Annotated in this window: 20 protein-coding genes; 14 read left to right on the forward strand and 6 right to left on the reverse strand. The window is 59.2% G+C overall.

The annotated features are described in order from the left end of the window. Window positions 1-248 precede the first annotated feature (248 nt). From btsT to ABLV04_RS18070, 5 genes are all read left to right on the forward strand, one after another. The gene (gene btsT / locus ABLV04_RS18050) at window positions 249-2,399 is read left to right on the forward strand and encodes a pyruvate/proton symporter BtsT (RefSeq protein ID WP_064155471.1); all 2,151 of its coding nucleotides are present in this window, start codon (window positions 249-251) and stop codon (window positions 2,397-2,399) included. A gap of 110 nt (window positions 2,400-2,509) precedes the next feature. Beyond that, window positions 2,510-2,713 (forward strand): YbdD/YjiX family protein, encoded by a 204-nt coding sequence (locus ABLV04_RS18055; RefSeq protein ID WP_002887451.1) that lies wholly within the window; start codon window positions 2,510-2,512, stop codon window positions 2,711-2,713. Window positions 2,714-2,724: 11 nt separating this feature from the next. Continuing rightward, the gene (gene yjiA / locus ABLV04_RS18060; protein ID WP_348816010.1) at window positions 2,725-3,681 is read left to right on the forward strand and encodes a GTPase; all 957 of its coding nucleotides are present in this window, start codon (window positions 2,725-2,727) and stop codon (window positions 3,679-3,681) included. A gap of 392 nt (window positions 3,682-4,073) precedes the next feature. Continuing rightward, window positions 4,074-4,619 (forward strand): YfaZ family outer membrane protein, encoded by a 546-nt coding sequence (locus tag ABLV04_RS18065; protein ID WP_023291843.1) that lies wholly within the window; start codon window positions 4,074-4,076, stop codon window positions 4,617-4,619. Then, window positions 4,619-4,939 (forward strand): hypothetical protein, encoded by a 321-nt coding sequence (locus tag ABLV04_RS18070; protein ID WP_032454756.1) that lies wholly within the window; start codon window positions 4,619-4,621, stop codon window positions 4,937-4,939. The genes ABLV04_RS18065 and ABLV04_RS18070 overlap by 1 nt, the downstream gene beginning before the upstream one ends. Before the next feature lie 49 nt (window positions 4,940-4,988). On the opposite strand, the gene ABLV04_RS18075 is transcribed toward ABLV04_RS18070, so the two are convergent. Then, window positions 4,989-6,359, reverse strand: coding sequence for an NAD-dependent succinate-semialdehyde dehydrogenase (locus ABLV04_RS18075; RefSeq protein WP_064155470.1), 1,371 nt, complete (start codon window positions 6,357-6,359; stop codon window positions 4,989-4,991). Between the two features lie 159 nt (window positions 6,360-6,518). Further along, a complete protein-coding gene (locus tag ABLV04_RS18080) occupies window positions 6,519-7,421 on the reverse strand; it encodes an Rpn family recombination-promoting nuclease/putative transposase (RefSeq protein ID WP_044525279.1) in 903 nt (300 codons plus the stop codon). Between the two features lie 215 nt (window positions 7,422-7,636). Between ABLV04_RS18080 and ABLV04_RS18085 the strand changes: the two genes are divergently transcribed. The 8 genes from ABLV04_RS18085 (at window position 7,637) to ABLV04_RS18120 (ending at window position 14,290) form a co-directional block, all read left to right on the forward strand. Further along, a complete protein-coding gene (locus tag ABLV04_RS18085) occupies window positions 7,637-8,452 on the forward strand; it encodes an AraC family transcriptional regulator (protein WP_023291839.1) in 816 nt (271 codons plus the stop codon). 47 nt (window positions 8,453-8,499) lie between these two features. Then, on the forward strand, window positions 8,500-9,162 hold the full coding sequence (locus ABLV04_RS18090) for a LysE family translocator (protein ID WP_072421100.1): 663 nt from the start codon (window positions 8,500-8,502) through the stop codon (window positions 9,160-9,162). Then, the gene (locus ABLV04_RS18095) at window positions 9,155-10,447 is read left to right on the forward strand and encodes a DUF445 domain-containing protein (protein WP_023291837.1); all 1,293 of its coding nucleotides are present in this window, start codon (window positions 9,155-9,157) and stop codon (window positions 10,445-10,447) included. The genes ABLV04_RS18090 and ABLV04_RS18095 overlap by 8 nt, the downstream gene beginning before the upstream one ends. Window positions 10,448-10,500: 53 nt before the next feature. Next, entirely contained in the window at window positions 10,501-11,748 is a 1,248-nt protein-coding gene (gene mdtM / locus ABLV04_RS18100; RefSeq protein ID WP_023291836.1) for a multidrug efflux MFS transporter MdtM, read from the forward strand. 25 nt (window positions 11,749-11,773) lie between these two features. Beyond that, window positions 11,774-12,013, forward strand: coding sequence for a DUF2164 domain-containing protein (locus tag ABLV04_RS18105; protein ID WP_004204157.1), 240 nt, complete (start codon window positions 11,774-11,776; stop codon window positions 12,011-12,013). Window positions 12,014-12,110: 97 nt separating this feature from the next. After that, the gene (locus tag ABLV04_RS18110) at window positions 12,111-13,262 is read left to right on the forward strand and encodes a double-cubane-cluster-containing anaerobic reductase (protein WP_032454751.1); all 1,152 of its coding nucleotides are present in this window, start codon (window positions 12,111-12,113) and stop codon (window positions 13,260-13,262) included. 9 nt (window positions 13,263-13,271) lie between these two features. After that, window positions 13,272-14,039 carry a putative 2-hydroxyacyl-CoA dehydratase activator YjiL gene (gene yjiL / locus ABLV04_RS18115; RefSeq protein WP_180266033.1) on the forward strand — a complete coding sequence of 256 codons (768 nt, stop codon included), beginning with the start codon at window positions 13,272-13,274 and terminating at the stop codon, window positions 14,037-14,039. Beyond that, a complete protein-coding gene (locus tag ABLV04_RS18120; RefSeq protein ID WP_023291833.1) occupies window positions 14,036-14,290 on the forward strand; it encodes a DUF3343 domain-containing protein in 255 nt (84 codons plus the stop codon). Before yjiL ends, ABLV04_RS18120 begins: the two co-directional genes overlap by 4 nt. Here ABLV04_RS18120 and ABLV04_RS18125 read toward each other — a convergent pair. The 4 genes from ABLV04_RS18125 to ABLV04_RS18140 form a co-directional block, all read right to left on the reverse strand. After that, complete coding sequence (locus tag ABLV04_RS18125) at window positions 14,287-15,351, reverse strand: DUF2955 domain-containing protein (RefSeq protein ID WP_023291832.1); 1,065 nt, start codon at window positions 15,349-15,351, stop codon at window positions 14,287-14,289. The genes ABLV04_RS18120 and ABLV04_RS18125 overlap by 4 nt on opposite strands. Beyond that, window positions 15,341-16,408: an HlyD family secretion protein gene (locus tag ABLV04_RS18130; protein ID WP_023291831.1), complete on the reverse strand. Its 1,068-nt coding sequence runs from the start codon at window positions 16,406-16,408 to the stop codon at window positions 15,341-15,343. Before ABLV04_RS18130 ends, ABLV04_RS18125 begins: the two co-directional genes overlap by 11 nt. Before the next feature lie 6 nt (window positions 16,409-16,414). Then, entirely contained in the window at window positions 16,415-16,879 is a 465-nt protein-coding gene (locus ABLV04_RS18135) for a MarR family transcriptional regulator (RefSeq protein WP_048296589.1), read from the reverse strand. 164 nt (window positions 16,880-17,043) lie between these two features. Then, a complete protein-coding gene (locus tag ABLV04_RS18140; protein WP_004204150.1) occupies window positions 17,044-17,208 on the reverse strand; it encodes a DUF1127 domain-containing protein in 165 nt (54 codons plus the stop codon). A gap of 176 nt (window positions 17,209-17,384) precedes the next feature. Between ABLV04_RS18140 and ABLV04_RS18145 the strand changes: the two genes are divergently transcribed. Beyond that, window positions 17,385-18,797, forward strand: coding sequence for a PLP-dependent aminotransferase family protein (locus tag ABLV04_RS18145; RefSeq protein ID WP_023291829.1), 1,413 nt, complete (start codon window positions 17,385-17,387; stop codon window positions 18,795-18,797). Window positions 18,798-18,900 lie beyond the last annotated feature (103 nt).

The raw sequence follows: 18,900 nt of genomic DNA on the forward strand, positions 1-18,900 counted from the left end.
CGTCGCAGGCCACAATCTCCTGTGATCACAATCACATAATCCCGCCCTGTTCACTTCGTAGCCAACCGCTTACCCCTTCCAGTAACCGCTTAACCTCCTATACAACCACTCACCCATTTACTCATCTTTACGCGCGCGCCGGTCTGGCAAGATCGGAGGCAGCCTAGCTAATCAATACCTCCATCAACTCTTACTTAAAACCAGACGGCTTCGGCCAATTATTCATCTCATTAACGCCAGGTTTTACTATGGATACCAAAAAACTATTCAAGCACATACCCTGGGTGATTCTCGGGATCATCGGGGCATTTTGCCTCTCAGTCGTCGCCCTGCGCCGCGGTGAGCACGTCAGTGCCCTGTGGATCGTGGTGGCGTCGGTTTCCGTGTACCTCGTCGCCTACCGGTATTACAGCCTGTATATCGCGCAGAAGGTGATGAAGCTTGACCCGACGCGCTCCACGCCGGCGGTCATTAATAACGATGGCCTGAACTATGTGCCGACCAACCGCTACGTGCTGTTTGGCCACCACTTTGCCGCGATTGCCGGCGCCGGTCCGCTGGTGGGCCCGGTGCTCGCCGCGCAGATGGGCTACCTGCCGGGTACCCTGTGGCTGCTGGCGGGCGTCGTGCTGGCAGGCGCGGTACAGGACTTTATGGTGCTGTTTATCTCCTCACGGCGTAACGGCGCCTCGCTGGGCGAGATGATCAAACAGGAGATGGGTCCCGTACCAGGCTCCATCGCGCTGTTCGGCTGCTTCCTGATAATGATCATCATCCTCGCGGTGCTGGCGCTGATCGTGGTGAAAGCGTTGGCGGAAAGCCCGTGGGGCGTCTTCACCGTCTGCTCGACGGTGCCAATTGCCCTGTTCATGGGGATCTACATGCGCTTCCTGCGCCCGGGCCGCGTAGGCGAAGTATCGGTCATCGGTATCGTCCTGCTGGTGGCGTCTATTTACTTCGGCGGCGTGATTGCCCACGACCCGTACTGGGGCCCGGCGCTGACCTTTAAAGACACCACCATCACCTTTACCCTGATTGGCTACGCGTTTATCTCGGCTCTGCTGCCGGTATGGCTGATTCTGGCGCCGCGCGACTACCTGGCGACCTTCCTGAAAATCGGCGTCATCGTTGGCCTGGCGCTGGGTATCGTGATCCTTAACCCGGACCTGAAAATGCCGGCGGTGACCCAGTACATTGACGGTACCGGTCCGCTGTGGAAAGGCGCCCTGTTCCCGTTCCTGTTTATCACTATTGCCTGCGGCGCGGTCTCCGGCTTCCACGCCCTGATCGCCTCCGGCACCACGCCGAAGCTGCTGGCCAACGAAACCGACGCCCGCTTTATCGGCTACGGCGCAATGCTGATGGAGTCCTTCGTGGCGGTGATGGCGCTGGTAGCGGCCTCAATTATCGAACCGGGCCTCTACTTCGCGATGAACACCCCGCCGGCGGGTCTGGGCATCACCATGCCGAACCTGCACGAAATGGGCGGTGAAAACGCGGCGCTGATTGCCGCCCAGCTGAGGGATGTCACCGCTCACGCGGCAGCGACCGTCAGCTCCTGGGGCTTCGTGATCTCACCTGAGCAAATCCTGCAAACCGCGAAAGATATCGGCGAACCTTCCGTTCTGAACCGCGCAGGCGGCGCGCCGACGCTGGCCGTGGGTATCGCTCATGTGTTCCACAAAATCATCCCGATGGCGGATATGGGCTTCTGGTACCACTTCGGTATCCTGTTTGAAGCGCTGTTTATCCTCACCGCGCTGGATGCGGGGACCCGCGCAGGCCGCTTTATGCTGCAGGATCTGCTGGGTAACTTCGTGCCGTTCCTGAAAAAAACCGACTCGCTGGTCGCCGGGATTATCGGTACCGCCGGCTGCGTCGGGCTGTGGGGCTACCTGCTGTATCAGGGCGTGGTCGACCCGCTGGGCGGCGTGAAGAGCCTGTGGCCGCTGTTCGGTATCTCTAACCAGATGCTGGCCGCGGTGGCGCTGGTGCTTGGCACCGTGGTGCTGGTCAAAATGCAGCGCACCAAATATATCTGGGTCACCGTGATCCCGGCTGCGTGGCTGCTACTGTGCACCACCTGGGCGCTGGGCCTGAAGCTGTTCAGCACCAACCCGCAGATGGAAGGCTTCTTCTTTATGGCTCAGCAGTATAAAGAGAAGATCGCCGCCGGTGGCGAGCTGACCGCCCAGCAGGTGGCCAACATGAACCATATCGTGGTCAACAACTACACCAACGCCGGCCTGAGCATCCTGTTCCTGGTAGTGGTGTACAGCATCATCTTCTACGGCATCAAAACCTGGCTCACTGTCCGCAACAATAAAGTGCGTACCGACAAAGAGACCCCGTACGTGCCGGTACCGGAAGGCGGCGTGAAGACCTCGTCACATCATTAACCCCGATGCCGGATGGCGCTACGCTTATCCGGCCTACAAAAAAGCGCATCAACGTAGGCCGGAGAAGGCGCTAGCCGCCATCCGGCTTTATTCGTTCTCTGGAAAGCATAATGTTTGGTAACTTAGGTCAGGCAAAAAAATATCTCGGTCAGGCGGCGAAAATGCTGATTGGCATTCCGGATTACGACAACTACGTCACCCATATGCAAACCAACCATCCGGATCAGCCGTACATGACTTATGAAGAATTCTTCCGCGAACGCCAGCAGGCCCGCTACGGCGGCGACGGCAAAGGCGGCGTCCGCTGCTGTTAATGGAGGCAATAATGGCACCGATTGCAGTCACCCTACTCACCGGTTTTCTCGGCGCAGGTAAAACCACCCTGTTGCGCCATATTCTCAACGAACAGCACGGCTTTAAAATCGCCGTGATTGAAAATGAATTTGGCGAAGTCGCCGTTGACGATCAGCTGATCGGCGACCGCGCCACGCAGATTAAAACCCTGACCAACGGCTGCATCTGCTGTACGCGCTCCAACGAACTGGAAGACGCCCTGCTCGATCTGCTCGACAGCCGCGACCGCGGTGAAATCGAGTTCGACCGGCTGGTGATTGAATGCACCGGCATGGCCGACCCGGGGCCGATCATCCAGACCTTTTTCTCCCACGAGGTGCTTTGCGAGCGCTATCTGCTGGATGGCGTGATCGCCCTGGTGGATGCGGTCCATGCCGACCAGCAGATGGATCAGTTCACCATCGCCCAGTCGCAGGTAGGCTACGCAGACCGCATTTTGCTGACCAAAACTGATGTTGTCGGCGACACCGAAAAATTGCGCGAACGGCTGGCGCGCATTAATGCCCGGGCGCCGATTTATACCGTCATTCACGGCGATATCGATCTTAGCCAGTTGTTTAACACCAGCGGCTTTATGCTGGAAGAGAACGTCGTTAACAGCAAACCGCGTTTCCACTTTATGGCAGAGAAGCAAAACGACGTGTCATCAATCGTGGTTGAGATGGATTACCCGGTGGATATCAGCGAAGTGTCGCGTGTAATGGAAAATCTGCTGCTCTCCTTCGCCGAGCAATTGATGCGCTATAAAGGGATGCTGTGGATCGACGGCGAGCCAAATCGCCTGCTGTTCCAGGGCGTGCAGCGCCTCTACAGCGCCGACTGGGATCGCCCGTGGGGCGATGAAACGCCGCACAGCACGCTGGTGTTTATCGGCATTCAGTTGCCGGAAGAGGAGATTCGCGCGGCATTTGCCGGGCTACGACGCTAATCTGCCCGCCTGCGCGCTAAGGCGCAGGCCCCCTTCTCTCCCCGTACATCGTCAAAGACAGGGTTAAAACGTCGTCATCGCGTCGAAAAATGTAAATCAACGTTTTTATAAGTAACAGCAGAAACACTTTTGCAAATAATAAGAAATTCAATGAATAGGACGCTTAATAATTAATGCCCGCCCTGTTCAGTTTCTGTTTAGCCCCCCCATTAAACTGTGGCTAAACAGACCAAATTTGATGATTGACCTCGCCATAACCCAACGTCATTACAACATTTTCAAAACACCTCCCTGACAAACACAGCATAAAAAATCGACGTAAGTCACATTTGCAGAGGTAAACATCGATTGTTAAGGTGCCCTCAGACAAATTTAATGACGAGGAGCAAACCATGAAAAAGCTTAACATCCTGATTGTTGCTGCCCTGACCGCGGTCTCTGGTTCCGCCATGGCAATGGGGTTTACCGTTGAACAAGGTAAGAATTTTACCAACCTGAATATGGAAATGGGTAAATCCTCTTCCGGCCTGTATGCCGAAAGCCACTGGCTGAAGAATACCGATGATGGTAGCCAGACCGGCGGCGTTGGCGCGGGTTACAATCTGGAAGTTGGCCCGGTGATGCTCAACGCTGGCGCGAAAGCTATCTACCTCGGGCCGAAAAAAGGCGATAACGGCGTCGCGTTTCCGGTCGGCGGCGGGGTGAACGTGGCCCTGACCGACAGCATCCACGTGTTTGGCGAAGGGTATGTCGCGCCCGACGGCCTGAACAACAGCGTGAAAAACTATGTTGAGGCGAACGGCGGCGTGAGCTGGTCCCCGGTTGGTCCACTGACCCTGAAGGTCGGTTACCGTCACGTGAGCGTTGACGGCAAAGAGGGCCGCCCAAACCACACCCTGATTGATGGCGCCTACGTGGGCGGCGGGATTACCTTCTGATGAAATCACGTCTCGCCGCGCTCTCTGCGCTGAGCCTGGCGTTGCTGCTCACCGGCTGCACTCAGTATACCTGGGTGAAGCCGGGTTTAAGCGATGCCGACATGCATAAAAAGCTCACCGAATGTGAAGCGCAGGCCCTGGTCGATCTCCCTCCGGATAACGTGGTGACCGGGTCCAGTTCAGAAAAAAGCGACAAAAAGCATAAGAAACAGGATGTTGAAACAAGTTATACGGTAGAAGACGCGAATGAATATCAGCGGGAGACCTTAGTCGACAGCTGTATGTTCAAAAGCGGCTGGGATAAAGTCGAAGTGCAATAAATCTATTATAAAAAAACCTGCCGGATGGCAGGTTTTTTTATGGTCGGGCTTAGCGGCGAACCACCACCAGCTTTTGGTTCACAAACTCTTTGATGCCGAGATCGGAGAGCTCCCGGCCATAACCGGAACGCTTCACGCCGCCAAACGGCAGTTCGGGCGCGGTATCGGTCAGCCAGTTGATATAGACCATCCCGGTTTCAATGGCGGATGCCATCCGTTTAGCGCGTTCGATATCCTGACTGAACACCGCGCCGCCCAGGCCATAGTGAGAATCGTTGGCAAGCGCAATCGCCTCCTCATCGTTTTTCACCACGTAGATCTGCGCCACCGGGCCAAAGAACTCTTCGAAGTACGCCGGGTTGTCGCGGGTGATACCGGTCAGGATAGTGGGTTCAAAGAAGTTACCGTCTCGCGCCACGGGTTTGCCGCCCAGATGCAGCGTGGCGCCGTTTTTGACCGCCTCGTCAACCTGCTTGCTTAAGGTTTCCAGCGCATCTTTAGAGGAGAGCGGCCCCAGCGTGGTGCTTTCATCCAGCGGATCGCCTATTTTTACCTGGCGAAACGCCTCGCTAAATTTCGTCAGAAACGACTCAGCGATGTTCTCATGCAGGATAAACCGCTTGGCGGCAGTACACACCTGGCCGGCGTTGTTCAGCCGCGCCTGGACGCCGATTTTCACCGCGCGATCGAGGTCGGCATCGTCGAGCACCACAAACACATCGTTGCCGCCGAGTTCCAGGGTCGATTTTTTAATATGCTTCGCCGCCTGCGCCGCCACCACGCTGCCAGCTTTTTCCGACCCGGTCAGCGCCGCGCCCTGCACACGATCGTCGGCGATAATCTTCGCCACCTGATCCTGGGAGATAAACAGATTGGTCCACGCCCCTTCCGGTGCGCCGGCCTCGCGCACCAGATGAGCAAAGGTCTCCGCGCAGTGCGGCACAATGCTGGCGTGTTTGGCGATAACCGGGTTCCCGGCCGCCAGGTTTGGCGCCAGGACGCGCATCAGCTGGTAATAGGGGAAGTTCCACGGTTCCACCGCCACTAATACGCCGATGGGATGGTGTTCAACCCAGGCGTCGCCGAGTTCGGTGGGGTATTTCACCGGCGCCAGCATCGATTTGGCGTTATCGGCGTAATAGCGGGCGATTTGCGCGCACAGTTTTACTTCGCCGCGGCTCTGCTTAATGAGTTTCCCCATCTCCTCGCTGGCGATTTTCGCCAGATCTTCCGCCCGGCTGTCGATCAGATCCGCCAGCTTATGCAGCACCGCCAGACGCGGTTCAATATCGCCTTTCGCCCAGGCAGAATGATAGAGCGCATCCGCCTGCCGCAGCGCCGCCTCCACGTCCGCATCGCTGTGCGCCGGGTACGTTTTAATAAGCTGATTGTTCGCAGGATTCACCGTCTGATAGGCCATATCGCATGTCTCCTTGTTATCGCTATTAAGGCAGTCAAAAATGCCGTTAAGGATATTAAGGGTAGTCGAGATGGCTGGCGATGCGGGTAAAGTTAGGTATATCCGGAATATTCCATAACGGTGGCTAACCGGGGCGACCGTCAGGCCGTCCCGGCGTTATCAATGCGCCAGCGCGGCGATCTCGTCGGCGGTCAGGCCGGTGATTTTCACCACCGTCTCGCGGGCAATGCCGTCGGCCAGCATCCTCTGGGCAATGCGCAGCGCCTCGGCATGCTGTCCTTCACGCTTGCCTTTTCTGCGCCACACTTCCTGTAATCGTTCGGCGATGGTCATCAATCTCTCCCTGTGCTGAGGAACCCGTTGCGCCACTTCCTGGATAAACCGGCCAAAGCGACGCGCGTTGCCAGTCTGCAGTAGATAATTAAACAGCGTTTTTATCTGCCTGTCATTAGCGTCACCGCTAAGTAAAATCGTCGTCAGCTGCTCAACAATCGCCATTAAATCGCGCTGGCGAATATGCTTCTGTATCAGCTCGAGTAATGCCACCCGCCGGTGACGAACGATCTCATCGTCGGGGATCACCGTGATATCCACCAGCGGAAAGGGCGAGGCATAAAGCTCCCTCGCCAGCTGTGGATCGGCAAAGCAGTCCAGCCAGCTGAGCGACCACGGGTATGGCGTGGTCGCTCCGTGATAGAACAGCATCGGCACCACCAGCGGCAGTCTGGTATGACCGTTATCCAGATGGCGCTGCATCGCGGCGATGGCGTAGCGCATCAGGCGAAAAGCCATTTGCACGTCCGGTGAGCTCTGATGTTCGATAACCACATAAATGTATCCCTTGCCAGACGCGGTTTTGAGTGACCACAGCACATCGGAGTACCAGGCCCGCAGGCTCTCCTCGATAAAGCTTGCCGACTCCAGCTGTAAGGTATCGAGGTCGCAGCGCTGACGCAGCGCAGGCGGTAGATGGATCGCCAGGAAATCACGCGCGATGTCGGCCTGAGTGAGAAACTGTTTAAACACCGCATCATGCGGCGTCGAGGTGGTGCCCTTTGCCATCGGCTCATCCCTGCCTGCTTATCCTGCAGGGACTCTACCTCCCATGAATGTCGCTGACACCCCGGAAACCGGGATTTTACATTCCGCGACGAAAACATATTTCCCCGGACTGCAAGCGTGACATCCTTTTTCGACGCGGTACGCAAATCCCGGCGGGCGACAGCCTCGGCGCAGCATGCTATAAACGATTTATCCCCTCAGCAAAGGTCGATGCGGTGAACCATACCCGAGATATTCCCCAAACCTTCTGGCGAGACGATCGCCTGCCGTGGCTGGAGCTGCGCAGCACCTGGGGCAGCCGTCAGGCCTATAAGCGCCACAGCCACCCGCAGCTCTCGGTGGGGGCGATTATCGACGGTGAAACGCGCTGCCTGTGCAATGGTCAGGAATATCTCCTGCAGCCCGGGGATCTGATCGTGATCCCGCCGCACGCGCCGCATAGCTGTAATCCGCTGCGTGACCGGCCGCGCAGCTATCATATGCTGTACCTGGAGGCGGCATGGTGCCATGCGCAGCGTCCAGATATTCCCCCTGGCGCCAGTATCACCTCGCCGCAGCCGCTGCTGCGCGACAGCCCTCTCTTTGCCTGCTTCCAGCAGATTGTCGCCCTGATGAGCCGCGGCCGCATTGAGCAACTGCCCGCCCGGCTGGCGCAGCTCCTGCACGCGCTGCCGCTGTGCGCCGCCGCGCCGCAGGCGCCACATCACGCCAGCGCCCTGCTGTTTCAGCGCCTGGCGACAGATCTGCCGGCGCCGCCATCGCTGGATAAGCTGGCCCACGACAGCGCGCTACGTAAAGAGACCGTTATCCGCGCCGTGAAACAGGATACCGGCCTGACGCCCGCCAGTTTGATCAATATGGCGCGCATTGAATATGCGAAAACGCGCTTACGTGCCGGGGACCCTATTGCCGACGTCGGCTATCAGGCCGGCTTTGCCGATCAGAGCCATTTCCATAAAACCTTCGTCAGTTATACCGCCGCCACGCCGCGGCAGTATGCGCAAAGCCGATCAATTTCCGACAATAAGTAATTTTCCACCTGGCGTAGGGTGGCCTCAGCACCATTATCGAGGCCACTATGAATACCTTATCGACTCTCTTCCCCGCCGCCTTTCCGGCGTTAGCCCTGTCCCACTTTGTCGCTCTGCTCAGCCCGGGCCCCGATTTTTTTCTGCTGGTCGGTTACGCTGTACGCTACCGGATCCGCGGCAGCCTCGGACTGTGTCTCGGCATCGCCGCCGGGAATGCGCTGTATATTGTCCTGGCCATCGTTGGCTGGGGGCTTCTGCGCCAGGCGCCGCTGCTGTTTTTGCTCATCGAGCTGTTGGGCGCAGGCTATTTACTGTGGATTGGCAGCCTGCTGATTCGCAGCCGTCCCGCGGCGCTGGCGGTGGAGAGCGTTCGCGCATCGCGTCCGGGGTTCGGCAAGCAGCTGCTGCTGGGGCTGGGGTCATCGCTGCTCAACCCGAAGAACGCGCTGTTTTATCTGGCGCTGATGACCTCCCTGCTGGGGCCGGCGGTTACCTTGCTGCAGCAAACGGTAAGTGGCCTGTGGATGGTCAGCGTGGTGTTCTTCTGGGATTTACTGCTGGTGAGCGCGATTGCGCTGCCGCAGGTGCAGCACCGCCTGAGCGCCATCGTCTGGCGGGTCGAGCGGGCGGCGGGGGCGATCCTGATGATGTTCGGTCTGTGGATTATCTGGCGATTTTTGCACGACCTCGCCGTCAGGTTATATGCTTAAGTTTATGGAAAAACTCGCTGAACTGAAACGCGCCAAACTGCTGGCGCTGTCGCTGCTGCTGATCGCCGCCGCGCTATTTATCACCACCCTGCTGCTGCCGCCGACGCCATGGGTCAGCGCGCTGAAGGCCATTTCCGAAGCGGCGATGGTCGGGGCGCTGGCCGACTGGTTTGCGGTGGTGGCCCTGTTTCGTCGTATTCCGCTGCCCTTTGTCGCCCGCCATACCGCGATTATCCCGCGCAACAAAGATCGCATCGCCGACAACCTCGGCCGCTTTGTGGAAGAGAAGTTCCTCGATACCCCGTCGCTGGTGGCGCTGATCCGCCGCTATCAACCAGCCCTGATGCTCGGCAACTGGTTCAGCCAGCCGGAGAACGCCCGGCGGGTCGGCCAGCACCTGCTGCAGGTGATGAGCGGTTTTCTCGAACTGACCGATGACGCCCGCATTCAGCGCCTGCTGCGGCGCGCGGTGCATAAGGCGATCGATAAGGTCGACCTGACGCAGACCAGCGCCATGATGCTGGAGGGGCTGACCCGCGACAACCGCCATCAAAAGCTGCTGGATTCGCTGATAAATCAGCTGATCGCCCTGCTGCAGCGCGACAGCTCCCGCGCCTTTATCGCCCGCGGCATCGTGCGCTGGCTGGAGACCGAACACCCGCTGAAGGCCAGGCTATTACCCACCGAGTGGCTCGGCGAGCACAGCGCCGAGATGGTCACCGACGCCGTGAATACCCTGCTGGACGAGGTCACTCACGATCGCACCCACCAGATCCGCCAGACCTTTGACCGCGCGACGCAAAAGCTAATCGATAACCTGAAATCCGACCCGGAACTGGCGCAGAAGGCCGATAACATCAAAGCGTGGCTGAAAAATGATGAGACCTTCAACCGCTATCTTGGCGAAGTGTGGGGCGACCTGCGCGGTTGGGTAAAAAACGATATCAGCAGCGACGACTCGCGTATCAAGCAGCGCATCGCCGAGGCTGGCCAGTGGTTCGGTGAAACCTTACTCCGCGACGACGCGCTGCGCGAATCGCTTAACGAACACCTGGAGCAGGCGGCGCACCGGGTGGCGCCGGAGTTCGCCGCCTTCCTCACTAGGCATATCAGCGACACGGTGAAGAGCTGGGACGCCCGCGATATGTCGCGGCAGATCGAGCTTAATATCGGTAAAGATCTGCAGTTCATCCGCATCAACGGCACCCTGGTCGGGGGAACCATCGGCCTGTTGTTGTGGCTGCTCTCGCAGATCCCGTCGCTGCTGCATCTGCATATTGGTTAGCAATGATACTATCTGAACAATCGCGCTGAAAAATATTCCACAGGGAGGGCGAGATGATGCACCGGATGACCCGCTGGCTAACCCGGCACGCCGCCGCGCTGTTCTTCCCGGCGGCGCTCATTCTGTATGATTTTTCCGCCTATCTCACCACCGACCTGATCCAGCCGGGGATCCTGCACGTGGTGCGGGATTTCAACGCCGATGTGGCGCTGGCTCCAGCCTCGGTGAGCCTGTACATGGCCGGCGGCATGGCGCTGCAGTGGCTGCTGGGGCCGCTCTCTGACCGGATCGGACGGCGTCCGGTACTGCTCACCGGCGCGCTGATTTTCACCCTCGCCTGCCTGGCGACACTGTTCACCACCTCCATGACCCAGTTCCTGATCGCCCGCTTCGTGCAGGGCACCAGCATCTGCTTTATCGCCACCGTCGGCTACGTCACCGTACAGGAAGCCTTTGAGGAAAAAAGGTCGATCAGGCTGATGGCGGTGATCACCTCCGTCGTGCTGGTGGCGCCGATCGTCGGCCCGCTCTCCGGCGCGGCGCTGATGCATTTTATCCACTGGAAAGCGCTGTTCGGCATTATCGCCGCCATGGGGCTGGTGGCCTGGCTGGGGCTGCTGTTGACCATGCCGGAGACGGTGCGCCGCGGCGATGTGCCGTTCAGCCCCCTGGGCGTGCTGCGCGATTTTCGCAACGTCTTTCGCAACCGCATCTTTTTGCTCGGCGCCGCCACGCTGTCGCTGAGCTATATTCCGCTGATGAGCTGGGTGGCGGTATCGCCGGTGATTTTAATGGACGCCGGCGGGCTGACCACCAGCGAGTTCGCCTGGAGCCAGGTGCCGGTCTTCAGCGCCGTCATCATTGCCAACCTGTCGGTGGCGCGCTGGGTAAAAGATCCCACTCGTCCGCGCTTTGTGCTGAGCGCGGTGCCGGTACAGATGCTCGGCCTGGCCATCCTGATCGTGGGGAATCTGGCCTGGCCGCACGTCTGGCTGTGGTCGGTGCTCGGCACCTGCTTCTACGCCTTTGGCATCGGGCTGATTTTCCCGACGCTGTTCCGCTTTACCCTCTTTTCCAACGACCTGCCGAAAGGCACGGTCTCCGCCTCGCTGAATATCGTGATCCTCAGCGTCAGCGCCTTATCGATTGAAGGCGCGCGCTGGCTGTGGTTCCATGGCGGGAGACTGCCCTTCCACCTGTTGGCGGTGGTCGCGGGGCTCGCCGCCGCCTGCTGCCTCGCCGGACTGTTACGCCACCAGCGTCAGTGTGCGCAAGCGGTCATTGAAGCCCGGCAGTCGTGACCCCTTTTACGGAGAAAGCCCCATCATGAGTGAGATTGAACTCAGCCCGGCGCAGCGCGACCTGCTGCGCGACAGGCTCAGCAAGTACTGCGAAGAGACGTTTAACCTCGAACTGGAGCAGTTTGACGCTGAATTTTTTGTCGACTTTATCGCCCAGGAGCTGGGGCCGCTGTTTTACAACGCCGGTATCGAAGAGGCCATCCGCACCCACCTGGCATGGAGCGAGCGGATCCAGGAAGAGATGGATTTAAAGAAGGTCTATTAACGCCGCGCGCAGACGCAGGAGATCAATAAAAGCATACAAACAACAGGGTTATAATGGCGACTCTTTCAGCATCTCCCGTGTACGGGGAAGGAAAACCATGTCGCTTATCACCGATCTACCCGCCATTTTTGACCAGTTCTCGGAAGCTCGCCAGAAGGGCTTTCTCACCGTCATGGATCTTAAAGAGCAGAACGTGCCGCTGGTGGGCACCTACTGCACCTTTATGCCTCAGGAGATCGCCATGGCGGCGGGGGCCGTGGTGGTCTCGCTGTGCTCCACCTCTGATGAAACCATCGAGGAAGCGGAAAAAGATCTGCCGCGCAACCTCTGTCCGTTAATCAAAAGCAGCTACGGCTTCGGCAAAACCGATAAATGCCCCTACTTCTATTTCTCTGACCTGGTGGTTGGGGAAACCACCTGCGACGGTAAAAAGAAAATGTACGAGTACATGGCCGAGTTCAAGGCGGTCCACGTGATGCAGTTGCCGAACAGCGCCAGCGACGCGGCCTCCCGCGCCCTGTGGAAAGCGGAGATCCTGCGCCTGCAGCAGGTGATTGAGGCGCAGTTTGGCGCGCCGATTAGCGAGGCGGCGCTGCGCGAGGCCATCGTGCTGAAAAACCGCGAACGCCGGGCGCTGGCCCACTTTTATCGTCTCGGGCAGCTCAATCCGCCGGCGCTCAGCGGCGGCGACATCCTGAAAGTGGTGTATGGCGCCACCTTCCGCTTCGACAAAACCGCGCTGATTGACGAGCTCAACGCCATGGCGGAGCGCATCCGTCAGGAGTGGCGGCAGGGTAAACGACTGGCCTCACGCCCGCGCATTCTGATCACCGGCTGCCCGATCGGCGGCGCGGCGGAGAAAGTGGTTCGCGCCATCGAAGAAAACGGCGGCTGGGTGGTGGGCTATGAAAACTGCACCGGCGCGAAGGCTACCGAGCGCTGCGTGGCGGAAGAGGGTGACGTCTACGACGCCTTAACCGATAAATATCTCGCCATCGGCTGCTCCTGTATTTCCCCTAACGATCAGCGCCTGCAGCTGCTGAGCCAGATGGTGGAGGAGTACCAGGCCGACGGGGTAATCGACGTCATCCTGCAGGCCTGCCATACCTATGCCGTGGAATCGCTGGCCATTAAACGCCATCTGCGCCAGCAGCACGACCTTCCTTATATGGCGATTGAAACCGACTATTCGACAGCGGACCTCGGCCAGCTCAGCACCCGCGTCGCCGCCTTTATCGAAATGCTGTAAGGAGCAGGCGTGATCTACACGGTTGGTATTGATTCCGGCTCCACCGCCACGAAAGGCATCCTGCTGGCGGACGGGGTGATTACGCGTCGTTTCCTCTGCCCGACCCCCTTTCGCCCCGCCGACGCCATCCATGAGGCCTGGGAGACGCTGCGCGCTGGCCTCGCGGAAACGCCCTTTTTAACCCTCACCGGCTATGGCCGCCAGCTGGTGGATTTTACCGATAAACAGGTGACGGAGATTTCCTGTCATGGCCTCGGCGCCCGCCTGCTGGCGCCGGACACCCGCACGGTGATTGATATCGGCGGCCAGGACAGCAAGGTTATCCTGCTGGATGCCGGGGGCAACCTCAGCGACTTTCTGATGAATGACAAATGCGCCGCCGGTACCGGCCGTTTTCTGGAGGTCATTTCACGAACCCTCGGCGCCAGCGTCGAACAGCTGGACGTCATTACCGACGGCGTGGAACCGCACGCCATCACCAGCATGTGTACGGTATTCGCCGAATCGGAAGTCATCAGCCTGCGGTCGGCCGGGGTCGCGCCGGAGGCGATTCTGGCGGGGGTGATTAACGCCATGGCCCGGCGCAGCGCGAACTTTATCGGCCGCTTATCGGCGCAGGGACCGCTGCTGTTTACCGGCGGCGTCAGCCACTGCGCCGCCTTTGCCCGCATGCTGGAAAGCCATGTCGGCATGGCGGTGACAACCCATCCCGACGCCCAGTATGCCGGGGCGATCGGCGCGGCGCTGATCGGCCAGCGTCAGCGGAGGCGCGGATGACAACCTTTCTGTTTTTATTTCATTCCACGGTGGGAGTGGTGCGCACGCGCAAAGCCCTGCAGGCGGCGGGAATGACCTTCGAGGTCAAAGATATTCCCCGCCAGCTGCGCAGCGGCTGCGGGCTGTGCATCCTGCTGGAGGGGACGGAAGCCGATGCGCGAAGCTGGATCCTGCCGGAGCTGACGGCGGCGTTGTATCTGCAGGACGGGGAAGCGTGGCGCTGTCTCGCCACCTTCCCATCGGCAGGTTAATCGCTTACCACAAAGCGCGTCGCCGCGAAGCAGTTCAGCAGGCGGTGCATCAGAAAGACCAGGGTCAGCGTCACCACCAGCGAGACCGTCACCGAGGTGATGCGGTACAGATCGCTGAATACCAGATCCTGATAGGGATGCAGATTCTGGCCAAACATAATGCCGATGGTGGTGATGCTGGCGAAGCCCACCCCGGCGCCCACTTTCTCCATCACGTGCAGACGGGCGCTGAAGGCCAGCCCGAGGCCAATCAGCGGCATCATCAGGACCATGTGGTTGCTGAAGTCATAGATAATCAACTGCACCACCAGAATATAGAGGCAGGCCAGCACCACCCCCGCCACGCGCCAGATCGAGCTGATTACCGCCCCGCGATAGTGCATCGGGAACAGGATCAGGATCCCGGCCATCAGCGCTGACAGCGAGTCGCTGAGATCGCAGATCTGAAACACCACGAAGATGATCGTCGCCACCGTGCCGGAGAGCAGCGACTCGTGGCGGATGCGGGCGGCGTCTTTTTCAAGGCGCGGCGGCGGCTTGCGCGGCTCGACGTCCGGGATCAGGTAATGCAGCAGCGCGCTTAGCGCCACCGCCAGCACGCACGCTTCCATGTTGGAGAACATCAGGGTGTGCCAGTTACTGGTCGGGTAGCTCATAAAGTTGAGCATCGTGCTCTGACACACCACCCCCATCGACCCCAGCAGAAACAGCGGCCCCTGGCTCATAAAGCGAAAACGCATCACGTACAGGGCGAACACCACCAGCGTCATGATCACCGGCCACTGCGACAGATAGCCAACGATCAATACCATTTCGACGCAGTTCACCGCCGCGCTGAATACAAACTGGCGGGCGACATGGCGGTTGAACACCGGCACCAGCGACATCAGCATCAGCGGATAAACCACAAAAAATACGCCGTACTGCACGTCGTAGAAGGTGGAGATGCTGAGGGCAATGGTCCCGGCCACGGCGATACGCACCGTCTGGCGAAAATCATTCGCCGTGTAGACGATATTGCCGTGCGGGGTAAAGACGTGCGCCAGGGTATTAATAGACATAGTGCAACCAGCTCACCAGATGGATCTGCAGGCCGGCGAAGGTGCGGGCGAAAGGTCCCTCGCTATTGTACAGCTGCACCGTGGCGCGGGCGCCGGTCGGCAGCGGTTTCTCCAGCGGCTGATCCAGCGCGACGTGAATGCGCATTCGCTGGGCGTCGCGCACCCAGCGGGTGGACTGTTCCGGCTGCGACAGCTGACCGTTAACCGCCTCCTGCCCCGCCAGAATCCCGGCATCGCTGCTGGTGACGTGCGCCGGGAAGACTTCCCCCGGCAGGGCGTCAAAGACCACCGCCGCATCGGTGTTTACCGCGGTGTGGCGCAGGCTCTTCTCACGGAAGTCAGCGACGATATCGGTATTGTTGTTGACCAGCGCCAGCACGGCCGTCGCCGCGGTGGCGTAGATCCCCGGGTTAAGCTGCAGGTTGCTGACCATGCCGTCAGTTTCCGCACGCACTTTGGTCCAGGCCAGGTTCAGCTGCGCCTCCTCCAGCGCGTTGCGGTATTTCTGCAGGGTGACGTTGCGCTTATCGTCGCGCTCGCCGCGCTGGATCAGCAGGTTCTGGATCTGCGCGTTCAGCGCCGAGACCGACTGCTCGCTGGTCTGCCAGGTGGTCCGCACCTTGTCGAGATCGGACTGCGAGACGTTCTGCATGGTGCTCAGGCGCTGATAGCGATCGAGCGTGACCTTATCGTTACGGGCGGTGTACTGCGCGGTGCGCAGGTTGGCGCGGGCGGCGGCGATTTGCGCGTCCAGCTGCTGGTTGCTCAGCTTCGCCTGTTCAAGGGCGATCTGTGCCGCTTCAACTTTATTAATGAATGGCGTTGGGTCGAGCTCATACAGCAGGTCGCCCTTTTTCACCTGGCTATTGTTATGCACGTAGACGTGCGAGACATAGCCGGAGACCCGCGACGAAACCGGGGTCACCACGCGCATGACGGTGGAGTCCGGCGTTAGCGGGATCCAGATATCGGCAACGATAAACCAGGCGAATATTCCCAGAAAAGCGGCAATACTCACCCGTACCCAGCGGGCAAATTTTTGTTCAGGCGTCATCATAGTGTGTTAGATCTTGTTATCTTCTTCGCGGATAGTCCGCAAACGGCAGGCGATTTGATTTAACGTGGCGCTGAAGGTGGCGAGGTCGGCCTCCGGGATGGTCTGGGTTACGCGCTCCTGATAGGTCTCGATCACGCGGCTCAGTTTTTCCAGAATAGCCCGCCCCTCGGCGGTCAGCGTCAGCAGGCGAATGCGTTTGTCATATGGCGATGTGGAACGCACCAGATAGCCCTGCTTTTCCAGTAATGAGAGGGTGCGCGTCAGCGGCGGCAGTTCAATCCCCTGCACCTCCGCCAGTTCACTGACCGAGACGTTGTCTCCCAGCTGATGCAGCTGCATCAGCACCGTCCAGCTGGACTGGGTGAGTCCCGTATCGGTGATAGCGGAGTCAATAATCGCGCGCCACTGGCGCACCACCATGGCCATCCGCATCCCCAGCGGGCGGCGGGCAAACAGTTCGTCTTCAGTCACAGCTTTTCCTCTCATTGTTGAGAAGAAAATAATACTTATCAGGGTAAGTATCAAGAAACGGAAGGTCGCGTCGCATCAATTGATAAATTTCGTGAATGTTTCCCCGGCGTCGCCAGCGCTTACCGGGGCAAAGAAGAAATGATGTCTGAAAAAAACCGCACTTTTTAATTGATCTGATCCCGACGCAGGCCGATATCTTTCAGCTGTTCGTCGCTCATTTTCTGCAAAGCTCTGCGCGTTTGCTCCTGAAGCCACCATTTTTTGACAAACCGCGCCAGCAGTACGAAACCGATAAATGGCTGTCTTGCCCTGTTCTCGTGAAATTCCATCCTCTACCTCCTCACCTTGCCAGAGGCTTTATCTTCACGGATTTGGGGGTAAGGAATACAGATTCACAAAACACTTTTCTTTAACATACAGATTAGCTAAAACGTACAGCAGACCCCACTTTTTACGGCCATCTGTACTGGTTATTCCATCTGTATGGCGGCAATTAAGGATACACATGACCCGCTATCAACATCTCGCGACGCTGCTGGCCGAACGCATTGAACAGGGCCTGTATCGCCACGGCGAAAAGCTGCCGTCGGTGCGCAGCCTGAGCCAGGAGCACGGCGTCAGCATCAGCACCGTCCAGCAGGCCTATCAGCTGCTTGAGCAGCAGCAGATGATTGTGCCGCAGCCGCGATCGGGCTATTTCGTCGCCCCCCGCAAGGCCCAGCCGCCGGTGCCGCCGATGTCGCGCCCGGTGCAGCGCCCGGTGGAGATCACCCAGTGGGATCAGGTGCTGACCATGCTCGACGCCCGCTACGATAAAACGATCATCCCCTTCGGCGGCGGCTCGCCGGACGTGACGCAGCCAAGCCTGAAGCCCATCTGGCGCGAACTGAGCCGGGCGATCCAGCACAACCTCACTGAGGTGTTGAACTATGACGAACTGGCCGGGCGCCGCGAGCTACGGGAGCAGATCGCCCGCCTGATGCTCGACGGCGGATCGGTGGTGACTGCCGACGATCTGGTGCTCACCAGCGGCTGCCACAGCGCGCTGTCGCTGGCCCTGTTGTCGGTGTGCCAGCCAGGGGACATCATCGCCGTGGAATCCCCCTGCTATTACGGCACCATGCAGATGCTGCGCGGACTGGGATTAAAGACGATTGAGATCCCCACCGATCCGGAAACCGGGATCAGCATCGAGGCCCTGGAGCTGGCGCTGGATCAGTGGCCGATCAAAGGGGTGATCCTGGTGCCGAACTGCAACAACCCGCTGGGCTTTATTATGCCGGACGCTCGCAAGCGCGCAGTGCTGAACCTGGCCCAGCGCCACGATATCGTTATTTTCGAGGATGATATCTACGGTGAGCTGGCCACCGAGTACCCGCGCCCGCGCACGATTCACTCCTGGGATATCGACGGTCGGGTGATGCTCTGCAGCTCTTTTACCAAAACCATCGCCCCCGGCCTGCGCATCGGCTGGATCGCCCCTGGTCGCTACTACGACAAGCTGCTACAGATGAAGTACGCCGCCAGCGGCACCAACGTCCCCTCCACTCAGCTGGCGGCCTGTAACTTTATTCGCGAAGGCCACTACCACCGTCACGTGCGGCGGATGCGGCAGATCTATCAGCGCAATATGGAGATCTATACCTGCTGGCTACGGGAATTTTTCCCCTGCGGGATCTGCGTCACCCGGCCGAAAGGGGGTTTTATGCTGTGGGTGGAGCTGCCGGAGCAGGTGGATATGGTCTGCGTCGCCAAACAGCTGTGCCGGCTGAAGATCCAGGTCGCGCCGGGCTCGCTGTTTTCCGCGGCGGGCAAGTATCGCAACTGCGTCAGGATCAACTGCGCCCTGCCGCCGACCGAGAAACATAAAGCGGTGATGGTGAAGCTGGGAGAAGCGGTGAAGGTGGCGATGGAGTGAAGTGCAACCTGTTCTCCCCGGTGGCGCTGCGCTTACCGGGGCTACGGGGCCAGTAGCCCGGAAAAGGCGCAGCAAGCGCCGCCTCCGGGATAAACACACTCAC

Source organism: Klebsiella sp. JN_Kp127 (assembly GCF_040062505.1).
Lineage (GTDB): Bacteria > Pseudomonadota > Gammaproteobacteria > Enterobacterales > Enterobacteriaceae > Klebsiella > Klebsiella quasipneumoniae.